At 74.6% G+C, this 19,661-nt stretch carries 14 protein-coding genes and 1 tRNA gene; 12 read left to right on the top strand and 3 right to left on the bottom strand.

The genetic code is table 11. The features are described 5' to 3' along the window. Positions 1-90: 90 nt before the first annotated feature. The 3 genes from ACIQU6_RS12820 to ACIQU6_RS12810 all read left to right on the top strand — a co-directional run bounded on the left by ACIQU6_RS12820 (position 91) and on the right by ACIQU6_RS12810 (position 4,980). Positions 91-2,517 (top strand): HelD family protein, encoded by a 2,427-nt coding sequence (locus tag ACIQU6_RS12820; RefSeq protein WP_403481649.1) that lies wholly within the window; start codon positions 91-93, stop codon positions 2,515-2,517. A 502-nt stretch (positions 2,518-3,019) separates the two neighbouring features. After that, the gene (locus ACIQU6_RS12815) at positions 3,020-4,453 is read left to right on the top strand and encodes an NAD-dependent malic enzyme (RefSeq protein ID WP_274915460.1); all 1,434 of its coding nucleotides are present in this window, start codon (positions 3,020-3,022) and stop codon (positions 4,451-4,453) included. Positions 4,454-4,698: 245 nt separating this feature from the next. After that, a complete protein-coding gene (locus ACIQU6_RS12810) occupies positions 4,699-4,980 on the top strand; it encodes an HU family DNA-binding protein (protein WP_071961969.1) in 282 nt (93 codons plus the stop codon). Between the two features lie 207 nt (positions 4,981-5,187). On the opposite strand, the gene murA is transcribed toward ACIQU6_RS12810, so the two are convergent. Next, positions 5,188-6,534 (bottom strand): UDP-N-acetylglucosamine 1-carboxyvinyltransferase, encoded by a 1,347-nt coding sequence (gene murA, locus ACIQU6_RS12805; protein ID WP_403481648.1) that lies wholly within the window; start codon positions 6,532-6,534, stop codon positions 5,188-5,190. A 295-nt stretch (positions 6,535-6,829) separates the two neighbouring features. On the opposite strand from murA, the gene ACIQU6_RS12800 reads away from it, so the two are divergent. Both ACIQU6_RS12800 and ACIQU6_RS12795 read left to right on the top strand, forming a co-directional pair. After that, a complete protein-coding gene (locus tag ACIQU6_RS12800; RefSeq protein WP_403481647.1) occupies positions 6,830-7,507 on the top strand; it encodes a YqgE/AlgH family protein in 678 nt (225 codons plus the stop codon). A 201-nt stretch (positions 7,508-7,708) separates the two neighbouring features. Then, on the top strand, positions 7,709-8,392 hold the full coding sequence (locus ACIQU6_RS12795) for a hypothetical protein (protein WP_403481646.1): 684 nt from the start codon (positions 7,709-7,711) through the stop codon (positions 8,390-8,392). 26 nt (positions 8,393-8,418) lie between these two features. On the opposite strand, the gene ACIQU6_RS12790 is transcribed toward ACIQU6_RS12795, so the two are convergent. Continuing rightward, positions 8,419-9,417, bottom strand: coding sequence for a LysR family transcriptional regulator (locus ACIQU6_RS12790; protein WP_403481645.1), 999 nt, complete (start codon positions 9,415-9,417; stop codon positions 8,419-8,421). Between the two features lie 132 nt (positions 9,418-9,549). Between ACIQU6_RS12790 and ACIQU6_RS12785 the strand changes: the two genes are divergently transcribed. From ACIQU6_RS12785 to ACIQU6_RS12755, 7 genes are all read left to right on the top strand, one after another. Then, positions 9,550-10,734 (top strand): MFS transporter, encoded by a 1,185-nt coding sequence (locus tag ACIQU6_RS12785; protein WP_403481644.1) that lies wholly within the window; start codon positions 9,550-9,552, stop codon positions 10,732-10,734. Continuing rightward, entirely contained in the window at positions 10,721-11,011 is a 291-nt protein-coding gene (locus ACIQU6_RS12780) for a DUF3039 domain-containing protein (RefSeq protein WP_274915470.1), read from the top strand. Before ACIQU6_RS12785 ends, ACIQU6_RS12780 begins: the two co-directional genes overlap by 14 nt. A gap of 235 nt (positions 11,012-11,246) precedes the next feature. Beyond that, complete coding sequence (locus ACIQU6_RS12775; RefSeq protein WP_403481643.1) at positions 11,247-12,905, top strand: beta-N-acetylhexosaminidase; 1,659 nt, start codon at positions 11,247-11,249, stop codon at positions 12,903-12,905. Positions 12,906-13,133: 228 nt separating this feature from the next. Further along, positions 13,134-14,030 carry an FAD binding domain-containing protein gene (locus ACIQU6_RS12770; RefSeq protein ID WP_403481642.1) on the top strand — a complete coding sequence of 299 codons (897 nt, stop codon included), beginning with the start codon at positions 13,134-13,136 and terminating at the stop codon, positions 14,028-14,030. Continuing rightward, complete coding sequence (locus ACIQU6_RS12765) at positions 14,027-16,009, top strand: 2Fe-2S iron-sulfur cluster-binding protein (protein ID WP_403481641.1); 1,983 nt, start codon at positions 14,027-14,029, stop codon at positions 16,007-16,009. Before ACIQU6_RS12770 ends, ACIQU6_RS12765 begins: the two co-directional genes overlap by 4 nt. A gap of 61 nt (positions 16,010-16,070) precedes the next feature. Continuing rightward, entirely contained in the window at positions 16,071-18,413 is a 2,343-nt protein-coding gene (locus ACIQU6_RS12760) for a xanthine dehydrogenase family protein molybdopterin-binding subunit (protein ID WP_403481640.1), read from the top strand. Between the two features lie 641 nt (positions 18,414-19,054). Then, positions 19,055-19,492 carry a hypothetical protein gene (locus ACIQU6_RS12755; protein ID WP_403481639.1) on the top strand — a complete coding sequence of 146 codons (438 nt, stop codon included), beginning with the start codon at positions 19,055-19,057 and terminating at the stop codon, positions 19,490-19,492. A gap of 68 nt (positions 19,493-19,560) precedes the next feature. Here ACIQU6_RS12755 and ACIQU6_RS12750 read toward each other — a convergent pair. Then, positions 19,561-19,635, bottom strand: a tRNA-Cys gene (locus ACIQU6_RS12750). Positions 19,636-19,661: the final 26 nt, after the last annotated feature.

Raw genomic sequence — 19,661 nt, 5'->3', positions numbered from 1 at the left:
CGTCCGTGTTTGTCCGTCCCTCCAGGTGCGCGGCGTGGCTGGTTCGCGTACGGTTGACGGCTGCCCTACGCACAGCAGAAGGGGGCTTGGGTGGCCGCGCACAATGCCACGCACGCACCGGACCACACACCGGATTCCGTTCGGGACCGCGAGATCGAGGCCGAGCAGACGCATCTCGACCGCGTCTACCGACGCCTTGAGGAGAAGATCCACGAGGCCGAGTTCCTGATGGACGACGCCGCCAAGCGCGGCCAGGTCGGCACCCCGGGGGCGCTCGCCGAGCGCGACGCCCAGGTGTTCCAGGCCGGCGTCCACCTCCACCGACTCAACTCCGAGTACGAGGACTTCCTCTTCGGACGGATCGACCTGCTCCTGGGCAAGGACGGCAAGAAGGGCCCGGACGGCGCCTACACCTCCGTCGAGCCCGCCGACGGCGCCGTCCAGGACGGCCGCGCCGCCATCGCCGAGACGCTGCACATCGGCCGCCTCGGCGTCCTGGACGCGGACTACTCGCCGCTGGTCATCGACTGGCGGGCGCCGGCCGCCGCGCCCTTCTACCGCGCCACCCCGGTCGCCCCCGGCCGGGTCGTCCGCCGCCGGGTGATCCGCTCCAAGGGCCGCCAGGTGCTGGGCGTCGAGGACGACCTGATGCGCCCGGAGGTCACCGCCACGCTGGACGGCGAGGAGCTGCCGGCGGTCGGCGACGGCGCGCTGATGGCCGCGCTGGGCCGGGCCCGCAGCCACACCATGCGGGACATCGTCTCCTCCATCCAGGCCGAGCAGGACCTGGTGATCCGGGCGCCCGCCGCCTCCGTCACCGAGGTCGAGGGCGGCCCCGGCACCGGCAAGACCGCGGTCGCCCTGCACCGCGCCGCCTACCTCCTCTACCAGGACCGCCGCCGCTACGCCGGCGGCATCCTGATCGTCTCCCCGACCCCGCTGCTGGTCGCCTACACCGAGGGCGTGCTGCCCTCGCTCGGCGAGGAGGGCCAGGTCGCCATCCGGGCGCTCGGCTCGCTCGTCGAGGGCGCCGAGGCGACCGCCTACGACCCGCCGGCGGTCTCCCGCATCAAGGGCTCGGCGCGGATGGTCAAGCTGCTGCGCAAGGCGGCCCGCGGGGCGTTGGAGGGGGCGGCCCCCGCCCCACCGCGCGCCCGTACCGCGGAGGACGCCCAACTGTCCCTGGAGGACCTCGCCGAGGCGGACGCCCCGGCCGCCGCGGCGACCCCGCCGACCCGTCTGAAGGTGGTCGCGTTCGGCACCCGCCTCGAACTGGACGGGGCCGAGCTGACCGCCATCCGGCAGTCCGCGCTGGGCGGCACCGCCCCGGTCAACCTCCTGCGCCCGCGCGCCCGTCGGCTCATCCTGGACGCCCTGTGGGCGAAGTCCGGCGCCGCCCGCCGCTACCCGGACCCGGAGCTGGCCGCCGAGGTCCGCCAGGGCTTCGACGAGGACCTCACCACCGAGCCGGAGTTCCAGGAGTTCCTGGACGCCTGGTGGCCGGAGCTCACCCCGCGCGGCGTCCTGGCCGCGATGGCCGACGAGCGCCGCCTGGGCCGCTGGGCCCGCCGCCTCCTGACCGCCCGCGAGGCCCGCCAACTGGCCCGTTCGCTGCGGCGGGTGGGCGACGACGGGCACGGCCCGCTGTCGGTGCACGACATCGCGCTGCTGGACGAGCTCCAGCAGATCCTGGGTGCCCCGGCCCGTCCGGCCCGCCCCCGCGAGGCCGACCCGTTGGACCAACTGACCGGCCTGGAGGAGCTGACCACCTACGCGGACCGCTTCTCGACCGGCCGGAGCCGCCGCGAGCGGCTGGAGGAGGAGCGCACCGACTACGCCCACGTCATCGTCGACGAGGCCCAGGACCTGACGCCGATGCAGTGGCGGCTGGTCGGCCGGCGCGGCCGGCACGCCACCTGGACCGTGGTCGGCGACCCGGCGCAGTCCTCCTGGTCGGACCCGGACGAGGCCGCCGAGGCCCGCGACGAGGCGCTCGGCACCCGCCCGCGCCGCCGCTTCACGCTCACCGTGAACTACCGCAACCCGGCCGAGATCGCCGAGCTGGCGTCCAAGGTGCTGGCGCTGGCCATGCCCGGCACCCCGGCGCCACGGGCGGTCCGCTCGACCGGCCTGGAGCCGCGCTTCCGCGTCGCCGACGGCACGGCCGGCGGCGCCGACGGGGCACTGGCCCGGGCCACCGTCGCCGAGGCCGAGCGACTGCTCGCCGAGGTCGAGGGCACGGTCGGCGTCGTGGTCGCGATGCACCGCCGCGCGCAGGCCCGCGCCTGGCTGGCCGGGCTCGGCGACCGCGTGGTCGCCCTGGGCTCCCTGGAGGCCAAGGGGCTGGAGTACGACGCCACCCTGGTGGTCTCGCCCGCCGAGATCGCCGACGAGTCCCCGGCCGGGCTGCGGGTGCTCTACGTGGCCCTGACCCGCGCCACCCAGCAGCTCACCGTGCTCTCCGGCACCCCGGACGACCCGGACGAGGACGGCGTCCCCGACCTGCTGCGCGACTAGCGCCCGTCCACCGGGCCGGGGCCGGGGCGCGCCGCCGTACGAGGGGTTGCGAAATCAGGCGTGCGAGACGGGATTCGCTTGCCGGGATGGTTTGTTAGCCTTGGTGGCGGCACCGGCTCGATCCAAGCCCCCGGGCCCAACCATCGTCGCTACGAGCGACCACTTGCCGCGAGGCGAGCATGGCGGGTCGGTGTCATGAACCACACGGCGCGGGCGCCTCTCCTACGGGAGAGGCGCCCGCAGTCGTTTTCCATCGGGGCACCCTCGGCATCCGCGCTGGTGGCGCCGCCGGCCCGGGGTGCCGTGGCCGGTTCCCGCCGTGCGGAGGGGGTTCCGCTCGACGGGTCAACTCTCGTATGGTGGAAGAGTCTTTCCGAAATTCGCGGCTGGTTACCGTATACCGGCTGGTAGGTGGGACGATCGAACGACGCGCTCCGGCTCGGGCACCCCTGAGTCCCGGGGCCGTTTAGAGCCAAACCAGGGAAAGCAGAGGAAGTCGGCCATGGCAACGGCGCCTAGCGTCTCGTATTCGATGACGGTGCGACTGGAAGTTCCCGCTAGCGGCACCGCCGTCAGCCAGCTCACCACGGCCGTGGAGTCCTCCGGCGGGTCGGTCACCGGCCTCGACGTGACCGCCTCCGGCCACGAGAAGCTCCGGATCGACGTCACGATCGCCGCGACATCCACCGCACACGCCCAGGAGATCGTCTCCCAACTGCGTGGCATCGAGGGCGTCTCGCTCGGCAAGGTCTCCGACCGGACCTTCCTGATGCACCTCGGCGGCAAGATCGAGATGTCCTCCAAGCACCCGATCCGGAACCGCGACGACCTGTCCATGGTCTACACCCCCGGCGTCGCCCGGGTCTGCCAGGCGATCGCCGACAACCCCGAGGACGCCCGCCGGCTCACCATCAAGCGCAACAGCGTCGCGGTGGTCACCGACGGCTCCGCGGTCCTCGGCCTGGGCAACATCGGCCCCAAGGCCGCGTTGCCCGTCATGGAGGGCAAGGCGGCCCTCTTCAAGCGCTTCGCCGGCATCGACGCCTGGCCGATCTGCCTGGACACCCAGGACTCCGACGCGATCGTCGAGATCGTCAAGGCCATCGCCCCCGGCTTCGCGGGCATCAACCTGGAGGACATCTCCGCGCCCCGCTGCTTCGAGATCGAGGCCCGGCTGCGCGAGGCCCTGGACATCCCGGTCTTCCACGACGACCAGCACGGCACCGCCATCGTGGTGCTCGCCGCGCTCACCAACGCGCTGCGCGTGGTCGGCAAGAAGATCGAGGACGTCCGGGTCGTGATGTCCGGCGCCGGCGCCGCCGGCACCGCCATCCTCAAGCTGCTGCTGGCCGCCGGCGTCAAGCACGCCGTGGTCGCCGACATCCACGGTGTCGTGCACGCCGGCCGCCCCGACCTCGTCGACGCCGACCCCGACTCGGCGCTGCGCTGGATCGCCGACAACACCAACCCCGAGGGCGTCACCGGCACCCTCAAGGAGGCCGTGGTCGGCGCCGACGTCTTCGTCGGTGTCTCCGCGCCCGACGTCCTCGACGGCGACGACGTGGCCAAGATGGCCGACGGCGCGATCGTCTTCGCGCTGGCCAACCCGGACCCGGAGGTCGACCCGGCCCTCGCCCGGCAGACCGCCGCCGTCGTCGCCACCGGCCGCTCGGACTTCCCCAACCAGATCAACAACGTGCTGGTCTTCCCGGGCGTCTTCCGCGGCCTGCTCGACGCCGCGTCGCGTACGGTGAACACCGAGATGATGCTGGCCGCCGCCCGGGCCCTCGCCGACGTCGTGCTGGACGACGAGCTCAACGCGAACTACATCATCCCCAGCGTCTTCAACGAGAAGGTCGCGGGCGCGGTGGCCGGCGCGGTGCGGGACGCGGCGAAGGCCGCGGGCGAGGCTGTGACAGCCGCCACGGGTGCCTGAGCCGGCGCGTCGCATGACCTGCCCCCAGCGGGCCCCCCATAGGGTGGCGGGTGACCCTCCAGGGGTGCCGGATTGGCTTTACCGCCGCAGGTGGGGGCAGGATGCTCTCCCAGGACAATGTCCAGGGGGACCTCAGGCGCGAGGGAGCTGAAGGACGGACCCCGTTCCGTGGGCCGTTCGAGGGCCCTGGCAGCATCGGCTTCGATCTCACGCCGCATTGGCAAGAAGAACACGGGAGTACATACATGAACCGCAGTGAGCTGGTGGCCGCACTGGCCGATCGCGCCGAGGTGACCCGCAAGGACGCCGACGCCGTTCTGGCCGCGCTCGCCGAGACCGTCGGCGAGATCGTCGCCAAGGGCGACGAGAAGGTCACCATCCCCGGCTTCCTGACCTTCGAGCGCACCCACCGTGCCGCTCGTACCGCCCGCAACCCGCAGACCGGTGAGCCGATCCAGATCGCGGCCGGCTACAGCGTGAAGGTCTCCGCGGGCTCCAAGCTCAAGGAAGCCGCCAAGGGCAAGTAAGGCCCTTCCCACGGCATGAAGGCGGCCACCCTCCTCGGAGGGTGGCCGCCTTCGTTCGTGTCCGTGCAGGGGGCTCAGGGGGCTTGTGGCCGGCCTCGGGCTGGTGACGGGCCACGGGGCCGGCCGGGGGCTCCTGGCGGCGAGGCAAAAAGCGCCGCCCGGTCGCCGGGGTGCGACGGGGCGGCGCTTTTTGGTGCCTGCGGGGTCTCAGTCCTGGAGGGAGCCGTTCGGGAGCTCCACCTTGGCGCCGAGTTCGACGAGCTTCGCCATGAAGTTCTCGTAGCCGCGGTTGATCAGGTCGATGCCGTGGACCCGGGAGGTGCCCTGGGCGGCCAGGGCCGCGATCAGGTACGAGAAGCCGCCGCGCAGGTCGGGGATGACCAGGTCGGAGCCCTGGAGCTTGGTGGGGCCGGAGACGACCGCGGAGTGCAGGAAGTTGCGCTGGCCGAAGCGGCAGGCGGAGCCGCCCAGGCACTCGCGGTAGAGCTGGATGTGGGCGCCCATCTGGTTGAGCGCGGAGGTGAAGCCGAGCCGGGACTCGTAGACCGTCTCGTGGACGATCGACAGGCCCGACGCCTGGGTCAGGGCGACCACCAGGGGCTGCTGCCAGTCGGTCTGGAAACCGGGATGGACGTCGGTCTCCAGGGCGATGGCGTTCAGCGAGCCGCCCGGGTGCCAGAAGCGGATGCCCTCGTCGTCGATCTCGAAGGCGCCGCCGACCTTACGGAAGGTGTTCAGGAACGTCATCATCGAGCGCTGGTGGGCGCCGCGGACGTAGATGTTGCCCTCGGTGGCCAGCGCCGCGGACGCCCAGGAGGCGGCCTCCAGGCGGTCCGGGAGGGCGCGGTGGGTGTAGCCGTCCAGCTTCTCGACACCGGTGATCCGGATGGTCCGGTCGGTGTCCATGGAGATGATCGCGCCCATCTTCTGCAGGACGCAGATCAGGTCCTCGATCTCCGGCTCCACGGCGGCGTTCGACAGCTCGGTGACGCCCTCGGCCAGGACGGCGGTCAGCAGCACCTGCTCGGTCGAGCCGACCGACGGGTACGGCAGCCGGATCTTGGTCCCGCGCAGCCCGCGCGGCGCCTCCAGGTACTGCCCGTCGGCGCGCTTCTCGATCTTGGCGCCGAACTGGCGCAGCACGTCGAAGTGGAAGTCCACCGGCCGGCCGCCGATGTCGCAGCCGCCCAGGCCCGGGATGAAGGCGTGGCCCAGCCGGTGCAGCAGCGGGCCGCAGAACAGGATCGGGATCCGCGAGGAGCCGGCGTGCGCGTCGATGTCCGCGACGTTGGCGCTCTCCACGTGCGAGGGGTCGAGGACCAGTTCGCCGGGCTCGTCCCCCGGGCGCACCGTGACGCCGTGCAGCTGCAGCAGCCCGCGGACCACGCGGACGTCCCGGATGTCGGGCACGTTGCGCAGCCGGCTCGGACCGCTGCCCAGCAGGGCGGCGACCATGGCCTTGGGGACGAGGTTCTTCGCACCGCGAACCCGGATCTCGCCCTCCAGCGGGGTGCCGCCGTGGACAAGCAGTACGTCGTCAGTAGAGACGGTCATGGATCTCGCGTTCCTGGAGTCGGACTGGGCCACGAGAAATGGTAAGGGCGCCCGAGGGGGTGCCCGTGGCGGTGTCCCGGTCTCCACCGTGTAATGGCTTTGTCACAACACACTCCGCTACGGTCCGCCTTTGATTCGTAATGGCCTTTTGTGGCGAACGCGTTGAATGTCGCGAATGGTGCATCTGGGGGCGGAAGTCGTGCGCCGGGGCCTGCCGCCGTACGCCTGCCCTGCTCTCCCGGTGGGTCCGGGCGTTGACTCCCCCTTCTGGGCGGAAGTGCGGGATCATGTGGCCATGACCGAGGTGTCCTCGCTCACAGGGCGGCTGCTCGTCGCCACACCCGCGCTCGCCGACCCGAATTTCGACCGCGCGGTGGTGCTCCTCCTCGACCACGACGAGGAGGGCTCCCTCGGCGTGATCCTCAACCGTCCCACCCCGGTCGGCGTCGCCGACATCCTCGCCCCCTGGGCCGAGCTGGCCGGGGAGCCCGGCGTGGTCTTCCAGGGCGGCCCGGTCTCGTTGGACTCGGCGCTCGGGGTGGCCGTGGTGCCCGGCGGGCCGCCCGGTGAGGGCGCCGCGTCCGCCGGGAGCGGCACCCGCGCCGGCGCGTCCGCGGGCGTCGCGGGCGACGGGTTCCCGCAGGCCGCGGGCGCCGCGGACGGCGCCGGGCCCGGGGACGAGCCGCTGGGCTGGCGGCGGGTGCACGGCGCGATCGGGCTGGTGGACCTGGAGGCCCCGCCGGAGCTGCTGGCCACGGTCCTCGGCAGCCTGCGGATCTTCGCCGGGTACGCCGGCTGGGGCCCCGGCCAGTTGGAGGACGAGTTGGTGGAGGGGGCCTGGTACGTCGTCGAGTCCGAGCCGGGCGACGTCTCCTCGCCCGATCCCGAGCAGTTGTGGCGGGCCGTGCTGCGTCGGCAGCGCAACGAGCTGGCGATGGTGGCGACGTACCCGGACGATCCGTCGTTGAACTGAGTCGCCGAACCGAGCTGGGCCGCCGGGGCGTTGCCGGGCGGGCCCGTGCTTTGTGACGGCTTCGTCATGGGGGACTGTCAGACCCCGTCGCTATCGTTCGCAGGGGTAGGAACGCTGCGCGGACGCGTCGCGGAACCACGGTTCCGGGCGGGTCGGGGACACCCGGATCGCGATCGCGCCGGACGGACGGGGGAGAGCACCATGCACAGGCCGAGCGTGCCGGGGGACCTGGCGGATCCCGGGCAGGTGTGGGCGCGGGCCGCGACGCTGGCGGTGGTCGCCGCGGCCACGGACGACGGGGACGAGTACACCGTCGGACCGCGGGGGCTGCACTGCTGGAACGGCGGCGGCGCGTACTGGTGGCGCCTGCGGGTGTACGAGGACGGCCGCGCGCTGCTCTGCGGCCATGACGCGGACGGCAGTTACACCCGCACCGGCGACCGGCGGGTCGACTTCCTGGCCGGCGGTCCCGCGTGGCTGCCCTGGGAGCAGCTCCGGGCCGAGGCCGACGGGGACCTCCTCGGCTTCGTCTACTGGTACGAGGACGGCGGCTGGGCGCGCGCCCCGTATCCCGCCGCGCTGCCGGACGACGGGCTGTCGATGGCGATGAGCTGGGCGGCGCCCGGCGGGGCGGCGGTCGAGGAGATAACGGAGCGGCTGGTGGCCCTGATGGAGACCGAGGTGCACCCGGTGGCGGAGGTCCGCGCGTTCGTCGCGGCCGCCGCGGCCCGCACGGTCGGCGCGGCGGACGTGGCCGCGCTGTTGGACGCGGTCTGCGGACGGGACTGCTGGTACGAGGTGCGCCCGGAGGCCGCGTTGGCGTTCGCCGCCGAGCTGGGGCTGACGGCCGGGGCGCGGGCCGGGGTGCCGGCGGTGGTGGCGTAGCGGCGGCCGGGCGGTGGCGGCGCCGGTCAGGGGCGGGGCCCGCGGCACAGGGTGAGGAAGCGCGCGGCCAGCGGGTGGGCGTCGCGGGCCGGCAGGGCGAGGTGCACGGGCACCGGGGGCGCGTTCTTCAGCCGGACGTAGCGGATCCCGGGGTGTGGATGGCGCTCGGCGACCGGTTCCGGGGCCACCCCGACCCCGTGCCCGGCCGCCACCGCCTCCAGCCACTCGTCGAAGTTGCCCGCGGTGCAGGCGAGTTGGGGGCGCCGGTCGGCGGGCCACAGTTCGGGGCGGGTGGCGCCGGTGACGGTGTTGACCACCAGGGGGAGCTCCGCCAGCTCGGCCCAGTCCAGGACGCGGCGGCGGGCCAGGCTGCCCGGGGCGGCGGCGCGCGGTACGGCGGCCACCCGCGGCTCCCGGAGCAGCAGGACGGTGCGCAGCCCGGCGTCGGGCGGCACCTCGCCGCGCAGCACCGCCACGTCCGACTCCCCGCTCTCCAGCCCGGCCAGCGGGGTGTCCCGGCGGACGAGCCGGACGCCGGCCCCGGTCGCCGCCTCGAAGTCCGCGATCAGCGTGCGGCAGGCGGCCGGCAGCAGGGAGGTGAAGCCCAGCCGCAGCAGTGCCGGCCCGGTGGGGGAGCGCAGCGCGGTGGCGAGCCGGGGGAGGAGGGGTGCGAGGTCGGCGTAGAGGCGGCGGCCGGCGTCGGTCAGGGCGACGTGGCGGGTCGTCCGGTCCAGCAGCCGGACGCCGAGGGTGGTCTCCAGGGCGCGGACGGCGCGGGTCAGCGCGGGCTGGCCGGTCCGCAGCCGGTCCGCGGCGTGGGTGAAGCTGCGCTCGTCGGCGACGGCCAGGAAGCCGCGCAGATGCCGGAGTTCGACGCCGTCGAGGATCGGGTCGGCGAGCGGATCGGCGTCCGGGGCGGTGGCGCCGTGCGCGTCGTGGGCGGCGGGTGCGCCGTGCCGGGCGTCGTCGGGGGTGGGCCGCGCCGCGGTCCCGTCGTCGTCGCGGATGCCGCGGACACCATTCATGCGGCCCCAGCATAAGTGCTCCGCACGGGCATTTCCGCGGGCATCCGGAGACTGCCTACGTTTCCCGGCGGTGGTCCGCCCGGGGACCGGGGAGGGTCCCCGGCCCCGGTCCGGCCAGGGGAGTTGAGCGCGGTGCGCAAGGTCTGGCTGCTGACGCTGGGGGCGTTCACCCTCGGCCTGGACGCGTATGTGATGGCGGGGCTGCTACCGGTCCTCGCCCAGGACGTCGGGACCCGGCTGTCCCTGGCCGGACAGTTGGTGACGGTCTTCACGCTCGCCTACGCGGTCTGCGCGCCGCTGGTCGCCGGGCTGCTCTCCGGGGTGCGGCCCCGGCTGCTGATCCTGGCCGCGCTGGCGGTCTTCACCGTCGGCAACGGGCTGACCGCCCTGGCCCCTTCGCTGGGAACGCTGCTCGCCGCCCGGGTCGTCGCGGGCGGCGGCGCCGGGGTCTACTCCGCGCTGTCCACCGCGGCCGCCGCCGCGCTGGTCCCCGAGGAGAAGCGGGGCCGGGCGCTGGCCCTGGTGATGGGCGGGATGAGCGCCGGCACCGTACTGGGCGTGCCGATCGGGGTGCTGCTGGCCGAGCACACCGGCTGGCGGGCCACGCTCTGGCTGGTCACCGGGCTGGGCGCGGTCGCGCTCGGCGGGCTCACGGCGCTGTTGCCGTCGGTGCCGGCGGGGCCCGCGGTGCCCCTGCGGGCCCGGCTGACGGCCCTCACCGACCGCGCGGTGGCGCCGGTCGTCACGGTGTCCTTCCTCGCCGCGGTGGCCAGCCTCGGCCTCTACACCTACCTCGCGCCGGTGCTGGCCGCGGCCGGCGGCGTCCACGAGGTCACCCCCTACCTGTGGGCCTGGGGCGCTGGCGGGGTGCTGGGCAGCCTGCTGGCCGGGCCGCTGGTGGACCGGACCGGCCGGGTGCGGCCGCTGGTCGGCGGGGTGCTGCTGGTGATCGTCGCCGCCCAGGCGCTGCTGCCGACGCTGGCGGGCGCGGCGCTGCCTGGCGCGGTGGTCGCCCTGGTGGCCTGGGGCGCGGCCGGCTGGGCGCTCCAGGTGCCGCAGCAACACCGGCTGCTGAAGGCCGCAGGTGAGGAGCGCGGCACGGTGGCCCTCGCGCTGAACAACTCGGCGCTCTACCTGGGCAGCGCGGTCGGCTCGGCGCTCGGTGGGCTGGCCCTGGCGGCGGGGCTGGCGCCGGACGCGCTGCCCTGGGCGGCGGCCGGGGTCGCGGCCCTGGGGCTGGTGGTGCATCTGGCAGCGGGCCGACGCTCCCGGGGCGCGGCGGGCGTGAGTACCCTTGGCAGTTATGAGCACTCTTGAGCCCGAGCGCGGGGCAGGTACGGGGACCCTCGTAGAGCCGACACCGCAGGTGTCGCACGGCGACGGCGACCACGAGCGCTTCGCCCACTACGTCCAGAAGGACAAGATCATGGCGAGCGCGCTCGACGGCACGCCCGTCGTGGCGCTCTGCGGCAAGGTCTGGGTCCCGGGTCGCGACCCGAAGAAGTACCCGGTCTGCCCGCTGTGCAAGGAGATCTTCGAGTCCATGGGCGCCGGTGGCGACAAGGACAAGGGCAAGGACGGCGGCAAGAAGTAGCCGCCCCGGGCGGGCGGCCGCCCAAAGGCCCGGCGCCGGGCGGCGTCGAGGCCCCGGAGCGCGGCCGCCGCGCCCACGGTCCGCGCGGGCCCGGGTCCCTTGAGGGCCCGGGCCCGTTGCCGTGCCCGGACCGCCCGTCGCGGCGGCTCCGGCGGGCGCCGGCCCGGGGGACGCGCGCGGACGGCTGGTGCCTGCGTGGTTTCCTTCCGCGGCGACGTGTTGAAGACTTCACGTCGTGACAGCTCTGGAGACCGATTCCCCCACAGCTCTGATCCCGGCGCCGCTCAGCCGCGACCTGGGCGACGGCGGGGCCCGCCCCCGGACCGTGCGGCTCGGCGCACAGACCGCGCTGGCCGCCGCCCCCGGAACCGAGGACACCGCCCGCTGGCTGCGCGCCACCCTCGGCGCCGCCTTCGCCCTCCCGCTGCCGCCCGGCTCCGCCGAGGCACCCGACACCCTGACGCTGGCGCTGGACGCGACGCTGCCGGCGGAGGGCTACCGGCTCGACGCCGACGCCCGCTGGGGCGTCCGCCTCACCGGCGGCAGTCCGGCCGGTGTCTTCTGGGGCGCGCAGACGCTCCGTCAGCTCCTCGGCCCCGCCGCCTTCCGGCGCGCCGCACTCGACCCGGGGCACGCCCCCGGCCTGCCGGAGCAGACCGTCGAGGACGCCCCCCGCTTCGGCTGGCGCGGCCTGATGCTGGACGTCGCCCGGCACTTCCTCCCCAAGGAAGGGGTGCTGCGCTGCCTCGACCTGATGGCCGCCCACAAACTCAACGTCCTGCACTTCCACCTCACCGACGACCAGGGCTGGCGGATCGAGGTCCGCCGCTACCCGCGGCTGACCGAGACCGGCGCCTGGCGCGAGCGCAGCAAACTCGGCCATCGCGACTCGCCGCTCTGGGACCCGCGCCCGCACGGCGGTTACTACACCCAGGACGATCTGCGCGAGATCGTCGCCTACGCCGCCGAGCGACAGATCACCGTCGTCCCCGAGATCGATATCCCCGGGCACTCGCAGGCCGCCATCGCGGCGTACCCGGAGCTGGGCAACACCGACGTCATCGACACCACCTCCCTGAAGGTCTGGGACACCTGGGGCGTAAGTCCCAACGTACTGGCGCCCACTGACACCACCCTGCGGTTCTACGAGCACGTGCTGGAGGAGGTGCTCGACCTCTTCCCGTCCCGCTTCGTGCACGTGGGCGGCGACGAGTGCCCCAAGGAGCAGTGGCGGGCCTCGGCCACCGCCCAGGAGCGGATCGCGGAGCTGTCCCTGGACGGCGAGGACGGGCTGCAGAGCTGGTTCATCCGGCACTTCGACCGCTGGCTGGCCGACCGCGGCCGCCGGCTCATCGGCTGGGACGAGATCCTCGAAGGGGGCCTGGCGGAGGGCGCGGCGGTCTCCTCCTGGCGCGGGTACGAGGGCGGCATCGCCGCCGCCAAGGCCGGCCACGACGTCGTCATGTGCCCCTCGCAGCAGGTGTACTTGGACTACCGGCAGCACGCCTCGCCCGATGAGCCGGTGCCGATCGGCTATGTGCGGACCCTGGAGGACGTCTACCGGTTCGAGCCGGTCCCGCCGCAGTTGACCCGCGAACAGGCCGAGCGGGTCCTGGGCACCCAGGCCAACGCCTGGTCCGAGGCGATGGACGGTCAACCGCGCCTGGACTACCAGCTCTTCCCGCGGCTGGTGGCGTTCGCCGAGGTGGCCTGGTCCCGGTTGCCGGCCCCGAAGGCCCGCGACTACCAGGACTTCACCCGCCGGATGACGGAGCACTACGTCCGCCTCGACGCCCTCGGCGTCGGCTACCGCCCGCCCGGTGGTCCCCTCCCGTGGCAGCGGCGTCCCGGCATCCTCGGACGCCCCTTCGACGGGTCGCCCCCAAACGTGTGAGCCCTCGCCCAAGGAGGGCGCCCGTCCGGCCGGACCCTGGAACGGTGGTGCCCGCTCACCGGAACCGGGGGACGAATCCGGACCAGCGCCCTCTTCGGGACGGAACACCCTTCGCGCACCCTCGCGTACCGGGTCCGCGAAGATGTGCCAGAGTTGCCACGTCCGGGTCGTGAGCACGTACCGTACGGCGGAGCGGAATGCCGGGACACCGGGGAAGGGGCAGCTGGGTTGACCACGCACGCACCGCACGCGTCGCAATCGGTGACGTTGCCGGTCTCGCTTGACGAGGCGGTGGCGGCGCTGACGGCCATGCCCGCCGCCGTGCCCGTCGCGGGCGGGACGGACCTCATGGCGGCGGTCAACGCCGGACTCCTCAGACCCGCCGGCCTGGTGGGCCTCGGCCGGATCAGCGAGATCCGCGGCTGGCAGTACCTGGACGGCCACGCGTTGCTGGGGGCGGGCCTCACCCTCGCCCGTATGGGACGCCCCGACTTCGCCGCGCTCATCCCGGGACTGGCCGCCGCGGCCCGCGCGGCCGGCCCGCCGCAGATCCGCAACGCCGGGACCCTCGGCGGCAACATCGTCAGTTGCGCCCCCACGGGCGACACCCTCCCGGTGCTCGCCGCCCTGGAGGCCACGGTCGTCATCGCCGGCCCCGGGGGCGCCCGCCGCGAGATCCCGGTCAGTCATCTGCTCACCGGCCGGGACATGTTGAGCCCCGGCGAGCTCGTCGGCTTCGTCCGGGTGCCGCTGCTGCACGCCCCGCAGACCTTCCTCAAGGCCACCGGGCGCACCGGCCCCGGCCGCGCCACCGCCTCCGTCGCGCTGGTCCTGGACCCGGCCCGGCGCTCGGTGCGTTGCGCGGTCGGCGCGGTCGCCGCCATGCCGCTGCGGCCCCTGGAGGCCGAGCAGTGGGTGGCCTCGCTCATCGACTGGGACGGCGAACGCGGCCTGGTCCCCGAGGCGCTGGCCGCCTTCGGCGACTACGTGGCCGCCGCCTGCATCCCCGACCCGGTGCCGCCGCAGGACGGCTCCGAACCGGCGGCTCTGCCGCCGGCCGCTCTGCACCTGCGCCGTACGGTGGCAGCCCTGGCCCGCCGCGCACTTGGGAGGGCGCTCTCGTGAGCGAAGCAGACAACCGCCGTCGGCAGCAGCCGCATCCGGAGCAGGGCTGGCAGCCGCTGCCGCCGGGCGGCGAGTACGAGTCGGAGGCGACCGCCTTCGTCCAGCTTCCGGAAGGCTTCACCACCGAGGCGTACGGGGCCGGTTACCGCGCTCCGGGCAGCGACCCGTTGGCGGCCCCCGGCCACGGTTACACCCCGCCCGCCTCGTTCCCCGCGCACGCCCCCGCGCACCCGGGCGCGGGCACCGACCCGGCGGCGACCGGGCAGTGGACGATGCCGTTCGCCGACCAGTCCGCCGGGTACGCCGACCCCGCGGCCGGATACGCCGACCCGACGGGCCGGCAGGAGCCCGCACCGCACCAGGGCCCGCCCGCCGGCTACCAGGCCAACGCGCCCGAGGGCGCCCAGCCGTGGGGCGGCGAGCAGGTGCACTGGCCGGTCGCCGGCAGCCCGGAGGCGGCCGGCGGCGCGTGGCGCGTGCCGGCGGCCGACGACGTCCTTGAGGAGTCCGGCGAGTACCGCGTCGGCGACGACCGGTTGACCGGCCACGGCGCCGCGCCGCACGCCGACGGCGGCTACCCCGCGCCGTACGAGGGCACCGGGGCGCCGGGCCAGGGCGCCACCGGCCACTGGAACTTCAGCGCCGGACTGGACGCCACGAGCGGGGCCGGCACCCGCACCGACGAGGGCGCTCCGGCCGGCGCGGGCGAGCCGTACCCGGCGCCCGCCGACGACCCGTACGCGCGGGGCGCCATCGCGTCCAATACGAGCGGAGCGACCGGCCACTGGTCGCTGCCCGCCGACGCGCTGGCCCAGTGGCCGCCGGCCGGGCAGCCGGCTCACCAGGAGGGCGCGCCCGCCGGCCAGGAGGGCGCTGCGGAGGTGCCCGCCCCCGGGAGCGCCGAAAGCTGGTCGATCCCGGTGGTGGAGGGCGAACAGGCCGACACCACAGGGGAGTTCGTCGTCGACGCGGGCCGGGCGGCCGCCGCCGGCGCGGTCGCCGCCCCGGAGGGCGAGCCCCACGCGCCGGTCGTCGCGCACGACCCGGCGGGGCCGGTGGCGCCCGCCGAGCACGGCGCGGAGACGGCCCCCGAGGCGCCCGCGCGGGCGCTGCCCGCCGACCCGGCGCCGGCGGGCCCGCAGAGTGCCCCGCAGGCCCCCGCGGCCGCCGTCCCGGACGTCGTCGAGGCCGGCCACCCGGAGGACCCGGCCGTGGACCCCGTTGCGGAGTCCGGCCCACCCCCCGCCGAGCCGGCCGCCGTTGAGCCGGCCGCCCCGGCCACCACCGTGGACGCGCCGCCCGGCGGACCGGTCGCCCACGACGCCGAGGCCGCGACGGCGCACCCCGCGCCGCCCGAGCCGGCGCCGGCCGCCCCCGACGGCCACGACGAACACCCCTCCGCCTCCTACGTGTTGTGCGTCAACGGCGTCGACCGTCCGGTGACCGACGCCTGGATCGGCGAGTCGCTGCTGTACGTGCTGCGTGAACGGCTCGGCCTGGCCGGGGCCAAGGACGGCTGCTCCCAAGGGGAGTGCGGGGCCTGTTCGGTCCAGGTGGACGGGCGGCTGGTCGCCTCCTGTCTGGTGCCCGCCGCCACCGCGGCCGGCAGCGAGGTCCGCACCGTCGAGGGGCTGGCGGAGAACGGCGTGCCCTCCGACGTCCAGCAGGCGCTCGCCGCCTCCGGGGCCGTGCAGTGCGGCTTCTGCGTACCGGGCATGGCGATGACCGTCCACGACCTGTTGGAGGGCAACCACGCCCCCACGGAGTTGGAGACCCGCAAGGCGCTCTGCGGCAACCTCTGCCGCTGTTCCGGCTACCGGGGGGTCCTGGACGCCGTCGCCGAGGTCGTCGCGTCCCGCGCCGAGGCCGCCGGGGAGGCGCCGGCCGAGACCGCCCGCATCCCCCACCAGGCGGGTCCCGCCGACCCGTTGGACGGGGCACCGCACCACCAGGAGCAGCAGCCGGGAGGCGCCGGATGAGTGAGACCACCAGGGGGTGCGCGCCTCGCGCCGTCGGGGGCGAGCGGAGTGGGGATTCGGCATGACCGGTACGACTGACGGGGCTGGGGTCGGGGCCGCGACCGCGACGCCCGCGGCGGGCGCCCAGATCCCCGTCGAACCGCCGGCGCAGGGGCTGGGCGTCTCCCTGGCGCCCGCCGACGCGGCGGCCAAGGCCGAGGGCACCTTCCCGTACGCCTCCGACCTGTGGGCCGAGGGCCTGTTGTGGGCGGCGGTGCTGCGCTCCCCGCACCCCCGGGCGCGGATCCGCTCCGTGGACACCCGGCACGCCACGGAGATGCCGGGCGTGCACGCGGTCGTCACCCACGAGGACGTGCCCGGCGACAAGGGGCACGGCCGGGGCACCGCCGACCGCCCGGTGTTCGCCAAGGACGAGGTCCGCCACCACGGTGAGCCGATCGCTGCGGTGGCCGCCGACCACCCCGACACGGCCCGGCTGGCGGCCGCCGCGATCGTCGTCGAGTACGAGGTCCAGGAGGCCGTCACCGACCCCCAACTCGCCTTCGAGGCCGAGCCGTTGCACCCGGATGGCAACCTCATCCGGCACATCCCGCTCCGCTTCGGCGACCCGGAGGCGGTCGGCGAGGTGATGGTCGAGGGCTTCTACCGGATCGGCCGCCAGGACCCCGCGCCCATCGGGGCCGAGGCCGGGCTCGCGGTGCCGCGGCCCGACGGCGGGGTGGAGATCTACTCCGCCTCCACCGACCCGCACACCGACCGCGATCTGGCCGCCGCCTCCTTCGGGTTGGCGCGCGAGCAGGTCCGGGTCGTGGTGACCGGCGTGCCCGGGGCCACCGCCGACCGCGAGGACCCCAGCGTCCAGCTGTCCCTGGGGCTGCTGGCGCTCCGTACGGGGTGCCCGGTGAAGCTGGCCGCCACCCGGGAGGAGTCCTTCCTCACCCACGCCCACCGCCACCCGACGCTGCTGCGCTACCGCCACCACGCCGATGCCGACGGCATGTTGGTGAAGGTGGAGGCGCAGATCCTGATGGACGCCGGGGCGTACGCGGACACCTCCTCCGAGGCGCTGGCCGCCGCGGTCTCGTTCGCCTGCGGCCCGTACGTCGTCCCGCACGCCGTCGTCGAGGGCTGGGCGGTGCGCACCAACAACCCGCCCTCCGGCCACCTGCGCGGCGAGGGCGCGCTCCAGGTCTGCGCCGCCTACGAGGGCCAGATGGACAAGCTGGCCGCCCAACTGGGCCTGGAGCCCGACGAGATCCGCCGGCGCAACGTGATGGCCACCGGCGACCTGCTGCCCACCGGGCAGACCGTCACCTGCCCCGCCCCGGTGGCGGAGCTGCTGACCGCCGTCGCCGAGGCGCCGCTGCCGGAGCTGCCCAAGGACACCCCCGAGGCGGAGTGGCTGCTGCCGGGCGGGCCCGGGGGCGCGGGCGAGCCGGGCGCGGTCCGGCGCGGCGTCGGCTACGCCCTGGGCATGGTGCACATGCTCGGCGCGGAGGGCGCCGACGAGGTGTCCACCGCCACCGTGAAGGTCAGCGGCTCGGTCGCCACCGTCATCTGCGCCGCCGTGGAGACCGGTTCGGGCTTCGCCACCCTGGCGCGCCAGATCGTCCAGGAGACCCTGGGCGTGGAGGAGGTGCACGTCGCCGGCGTGGACACCGACCAGCCGCCGGCCGGTCGGGCCTGTCACAGTCGGCACACCTGGGTCTCCGGCGGGGCGATCGAGCGGGCCGCGAAGATGGTCCGTACCCAGCTCCTCCAGCCGCTGGCCCACAAGTTCGGGATGTCCACCGAGCTGCTGCAGATCGCCGACGGCAAGATCACCTCGTACGACGGGGTGCTCAGCACCACCGTCGCCGAGGCGCTGGACGGCAAGGAGCTGTGGGCCACCGCGCAGTGCCGGCCGCATCCGACCGAGCCGCTGGACGAGACCGGTCAGGGCGACGCGTTCGTCGGCCTCGCCTTCTGCGCGATCCGCTGTGTCGCCGATGTGGACATCGAGTTGGGCACGGTGCGGGTGGTGGAGATGACCGTGGCCCAGGACGTGGGACGGGTGCTCAACCCGCGCCAGTTGCGCGCCCGGATCGAGGCCGGGGTGACCCAGGGCCTGGGGGCCGCGCTGATGGAGAACCTCCGCACCACCCGCGGCCAGGTCCGCCATCCCGATCTGACCGGCTACGCGTTGCCGACCTCACTGGACGCCCCGGACATTCGGATCGCCAAGCTGGTCGAGGAGCGCGACGTGGTCGCCCCGTTCGGCGCCAAGGCGGTCAGCGCGGTGCCGGTGGTGACCTCGCCGGCCGCGGTGGCGTCGGCGGTCCGCGCCGCGACCGGCCGGCCGATCGGCCGCCTGCCGATCCGACCGCAGGCGGCGGTGGCGCAGCCGGTGCAACTGCCGCAGTGACGCGGTGGCGTTGCGGCCTGCCCTTGATGCCCGTTGACGCCGTCGCGCCGAGGTCGCGCGGCGGCGGTGCGTCGACGGCGGTTTTCCGCCACCTGCCGAGGGGCCGGTTCGCCGGCCCGCTCGGCAGGTGGCGTTCCACGTACCGAAACGGCGCGCTCCATTTCACGACGTCCACGGGGCGGGTGGAGCCGAGCTGCGAACCACCTCTTCCGCAATGACGGTTCGGCGGCAACTGGCAGTGGTGCAGCGGGAGTTGGGCGCCTCGCCGTTGCGGAGCGGCGTCCGCCCTGCCGCCAACGCGGCCGCGGCGGACCGCAGTTCCGCCGGAAACCTGACGCGATCTGCATAAAGGAATACCGGGTGAACCCCCATGGAAAAGCAGGTGAAGGTAGCGTCTGTCCCTTGAGAACTCAACAGGGGGATGGTGAAGAAGACGGAGTTCACCGCTCCAGATAGCCGGGGCGTCGTCGGTGCCGGGTCGGCACGGCGGCAGGCCCTTCGCGTTCCCGCCCGCGGCGGTCCCGGATGCGTCCAGGGGCCGCCGCGGGCCGTTTGACCGGAGCCGACCGCGCGCCTGCGCGGTCGGCTCTCCTCATGCCACCGCGGCGCCGGGTCTCTTCCCTTTGTTCAAGGAGGAATTGATGCTCACTGACACCGATGGACTGTTCGAAGCCCTGCGGGCCCTGGAGTTACCGCGCGGCGAGTACGTGGTGTGCGGCTCCGCCGCGCTCTACGTGCGGGGGTTACGGCCGCGGATGGGCGATCTCGACGTCCTGGCACGGGGCGCGGCCTGGCGGAGAGCCCTGACCATAGGCACCCCGCAGCCCACCGTGTCCGGCTACGGCCGGCGGGTCCTGCACCCCACGGCCGCGATCGAGATCGTGGACCGTTGGACGCCGGGCTGGTCCACCGACCGCCTGATCGAGGAGGCCGATCGCATCGACGGCATCCCCTTCATGCGCCTGGGCGACGTCTGGCGCTGGAAGAACGAGGCCCGCCGCCCGAAGGACCTGCCCGACATCGCCGCCATCAACCGCCTCCACCGAGCCTGGACCGGCCCGCCGGCCACGTGCGGCTGACGCCCCGGCCCGCTGATGGATGCGGTGCAGGCGAGCCCTGGGGTAACTCGGGTGTGGGGGTGTTTCTTTGGAGGCCGTGGCGGGATTCGAACCCACGTAACTCGCTTTGCAGGCGAGTCCCTGAACCACTCGGGCACACGGCCGGTGTGCGGTGCGTTCCCGACTCTAG

The sequence above is a fragment of the Streptomyces sp. NPDC090442 genome (assembly GCF_044769405.1).
Taxonomy (GTDB): Bacteria; Actinomycetota; Actinomycetes; order Streptomycetales; family Streptomycetaceae; genus Streptomyces.
Note: the sequence above shows the minus strand (reverse complement) of the source record. Positions and strands in the feature narration are given on the sequence as shown.

What these genes read in the sequence shown, in the direction of transcription:
- ACIQU6_RS12815 (WP_274915460.1), top strand. Translation starts at nt 3,020, where the DNA reads ATGGCAACGGCGCCTAGCGTCTCGTATTCGATGACGGTGCGACTGGAA.
- ACIQU6_RS12810 (WP_071961969.1), top strand. Translation starts at nt 4,699, where the DNA reads ATGAACCGCAGTGAGCTGGTGGCCGCACTGGCCGATCGCGCCGAGGTG.
- murA (WP_403481648.1), bottom strand. Translation starts at nt 6,534, where the DNA reads ATGACCGTCTCTACTGACGACGTACTGCTTGTCCACGGCGGCACCCCG.
- ACIQU6_RS12800 (WP_403481647.1), top strand. Translation starts at nt 6,830, where the DNA reads ATGACCGAGGTGTCCTCGCTCACAGGGCGGCTGCTCGTCGCCACACCC.
- ACIQU6_RS12795 (WP_403481646.1), top strand. Translation starts at nt 7,709, where the DNA reads ATGCACAGGCCGAGCGTGCCGGGGGACCTGGCGGATCCCGGGCAGGTG.
- ACIQU6_RS12790 (WP_403481645.1), bottom strand. Translation starts at nt 9,417, where the DNA reads ATGAATGGTGTCCGCGGCATCCGCGACGACGACGGGACCGCGGCGCGG.
- ACIQU6_RS12780 (WP_274915470.1), top strand. Translation starts at nt 10,721, where the DNA reads ATGAGCACTCTTGAGCCCGAGCGCGGGGCAGGTACGGGGACCCTCGTA.
- ACIQU6_RS12760 (WP_403481640.1), top strand. Translation starts at nt 16,071, where the DNA reads ATGACCGGTACGACTGACGGGGCTGGGGTCGGGGCCGCGACCGCGACG.
- ACIQU6_RS12755 (WP_403481639.1), top strand. Translation starts at nt 19,055, where the DNA reads ATGCTCACTGACACCGATGGACTGTTCGAAGCCCTGCGGGCCCTGGAG.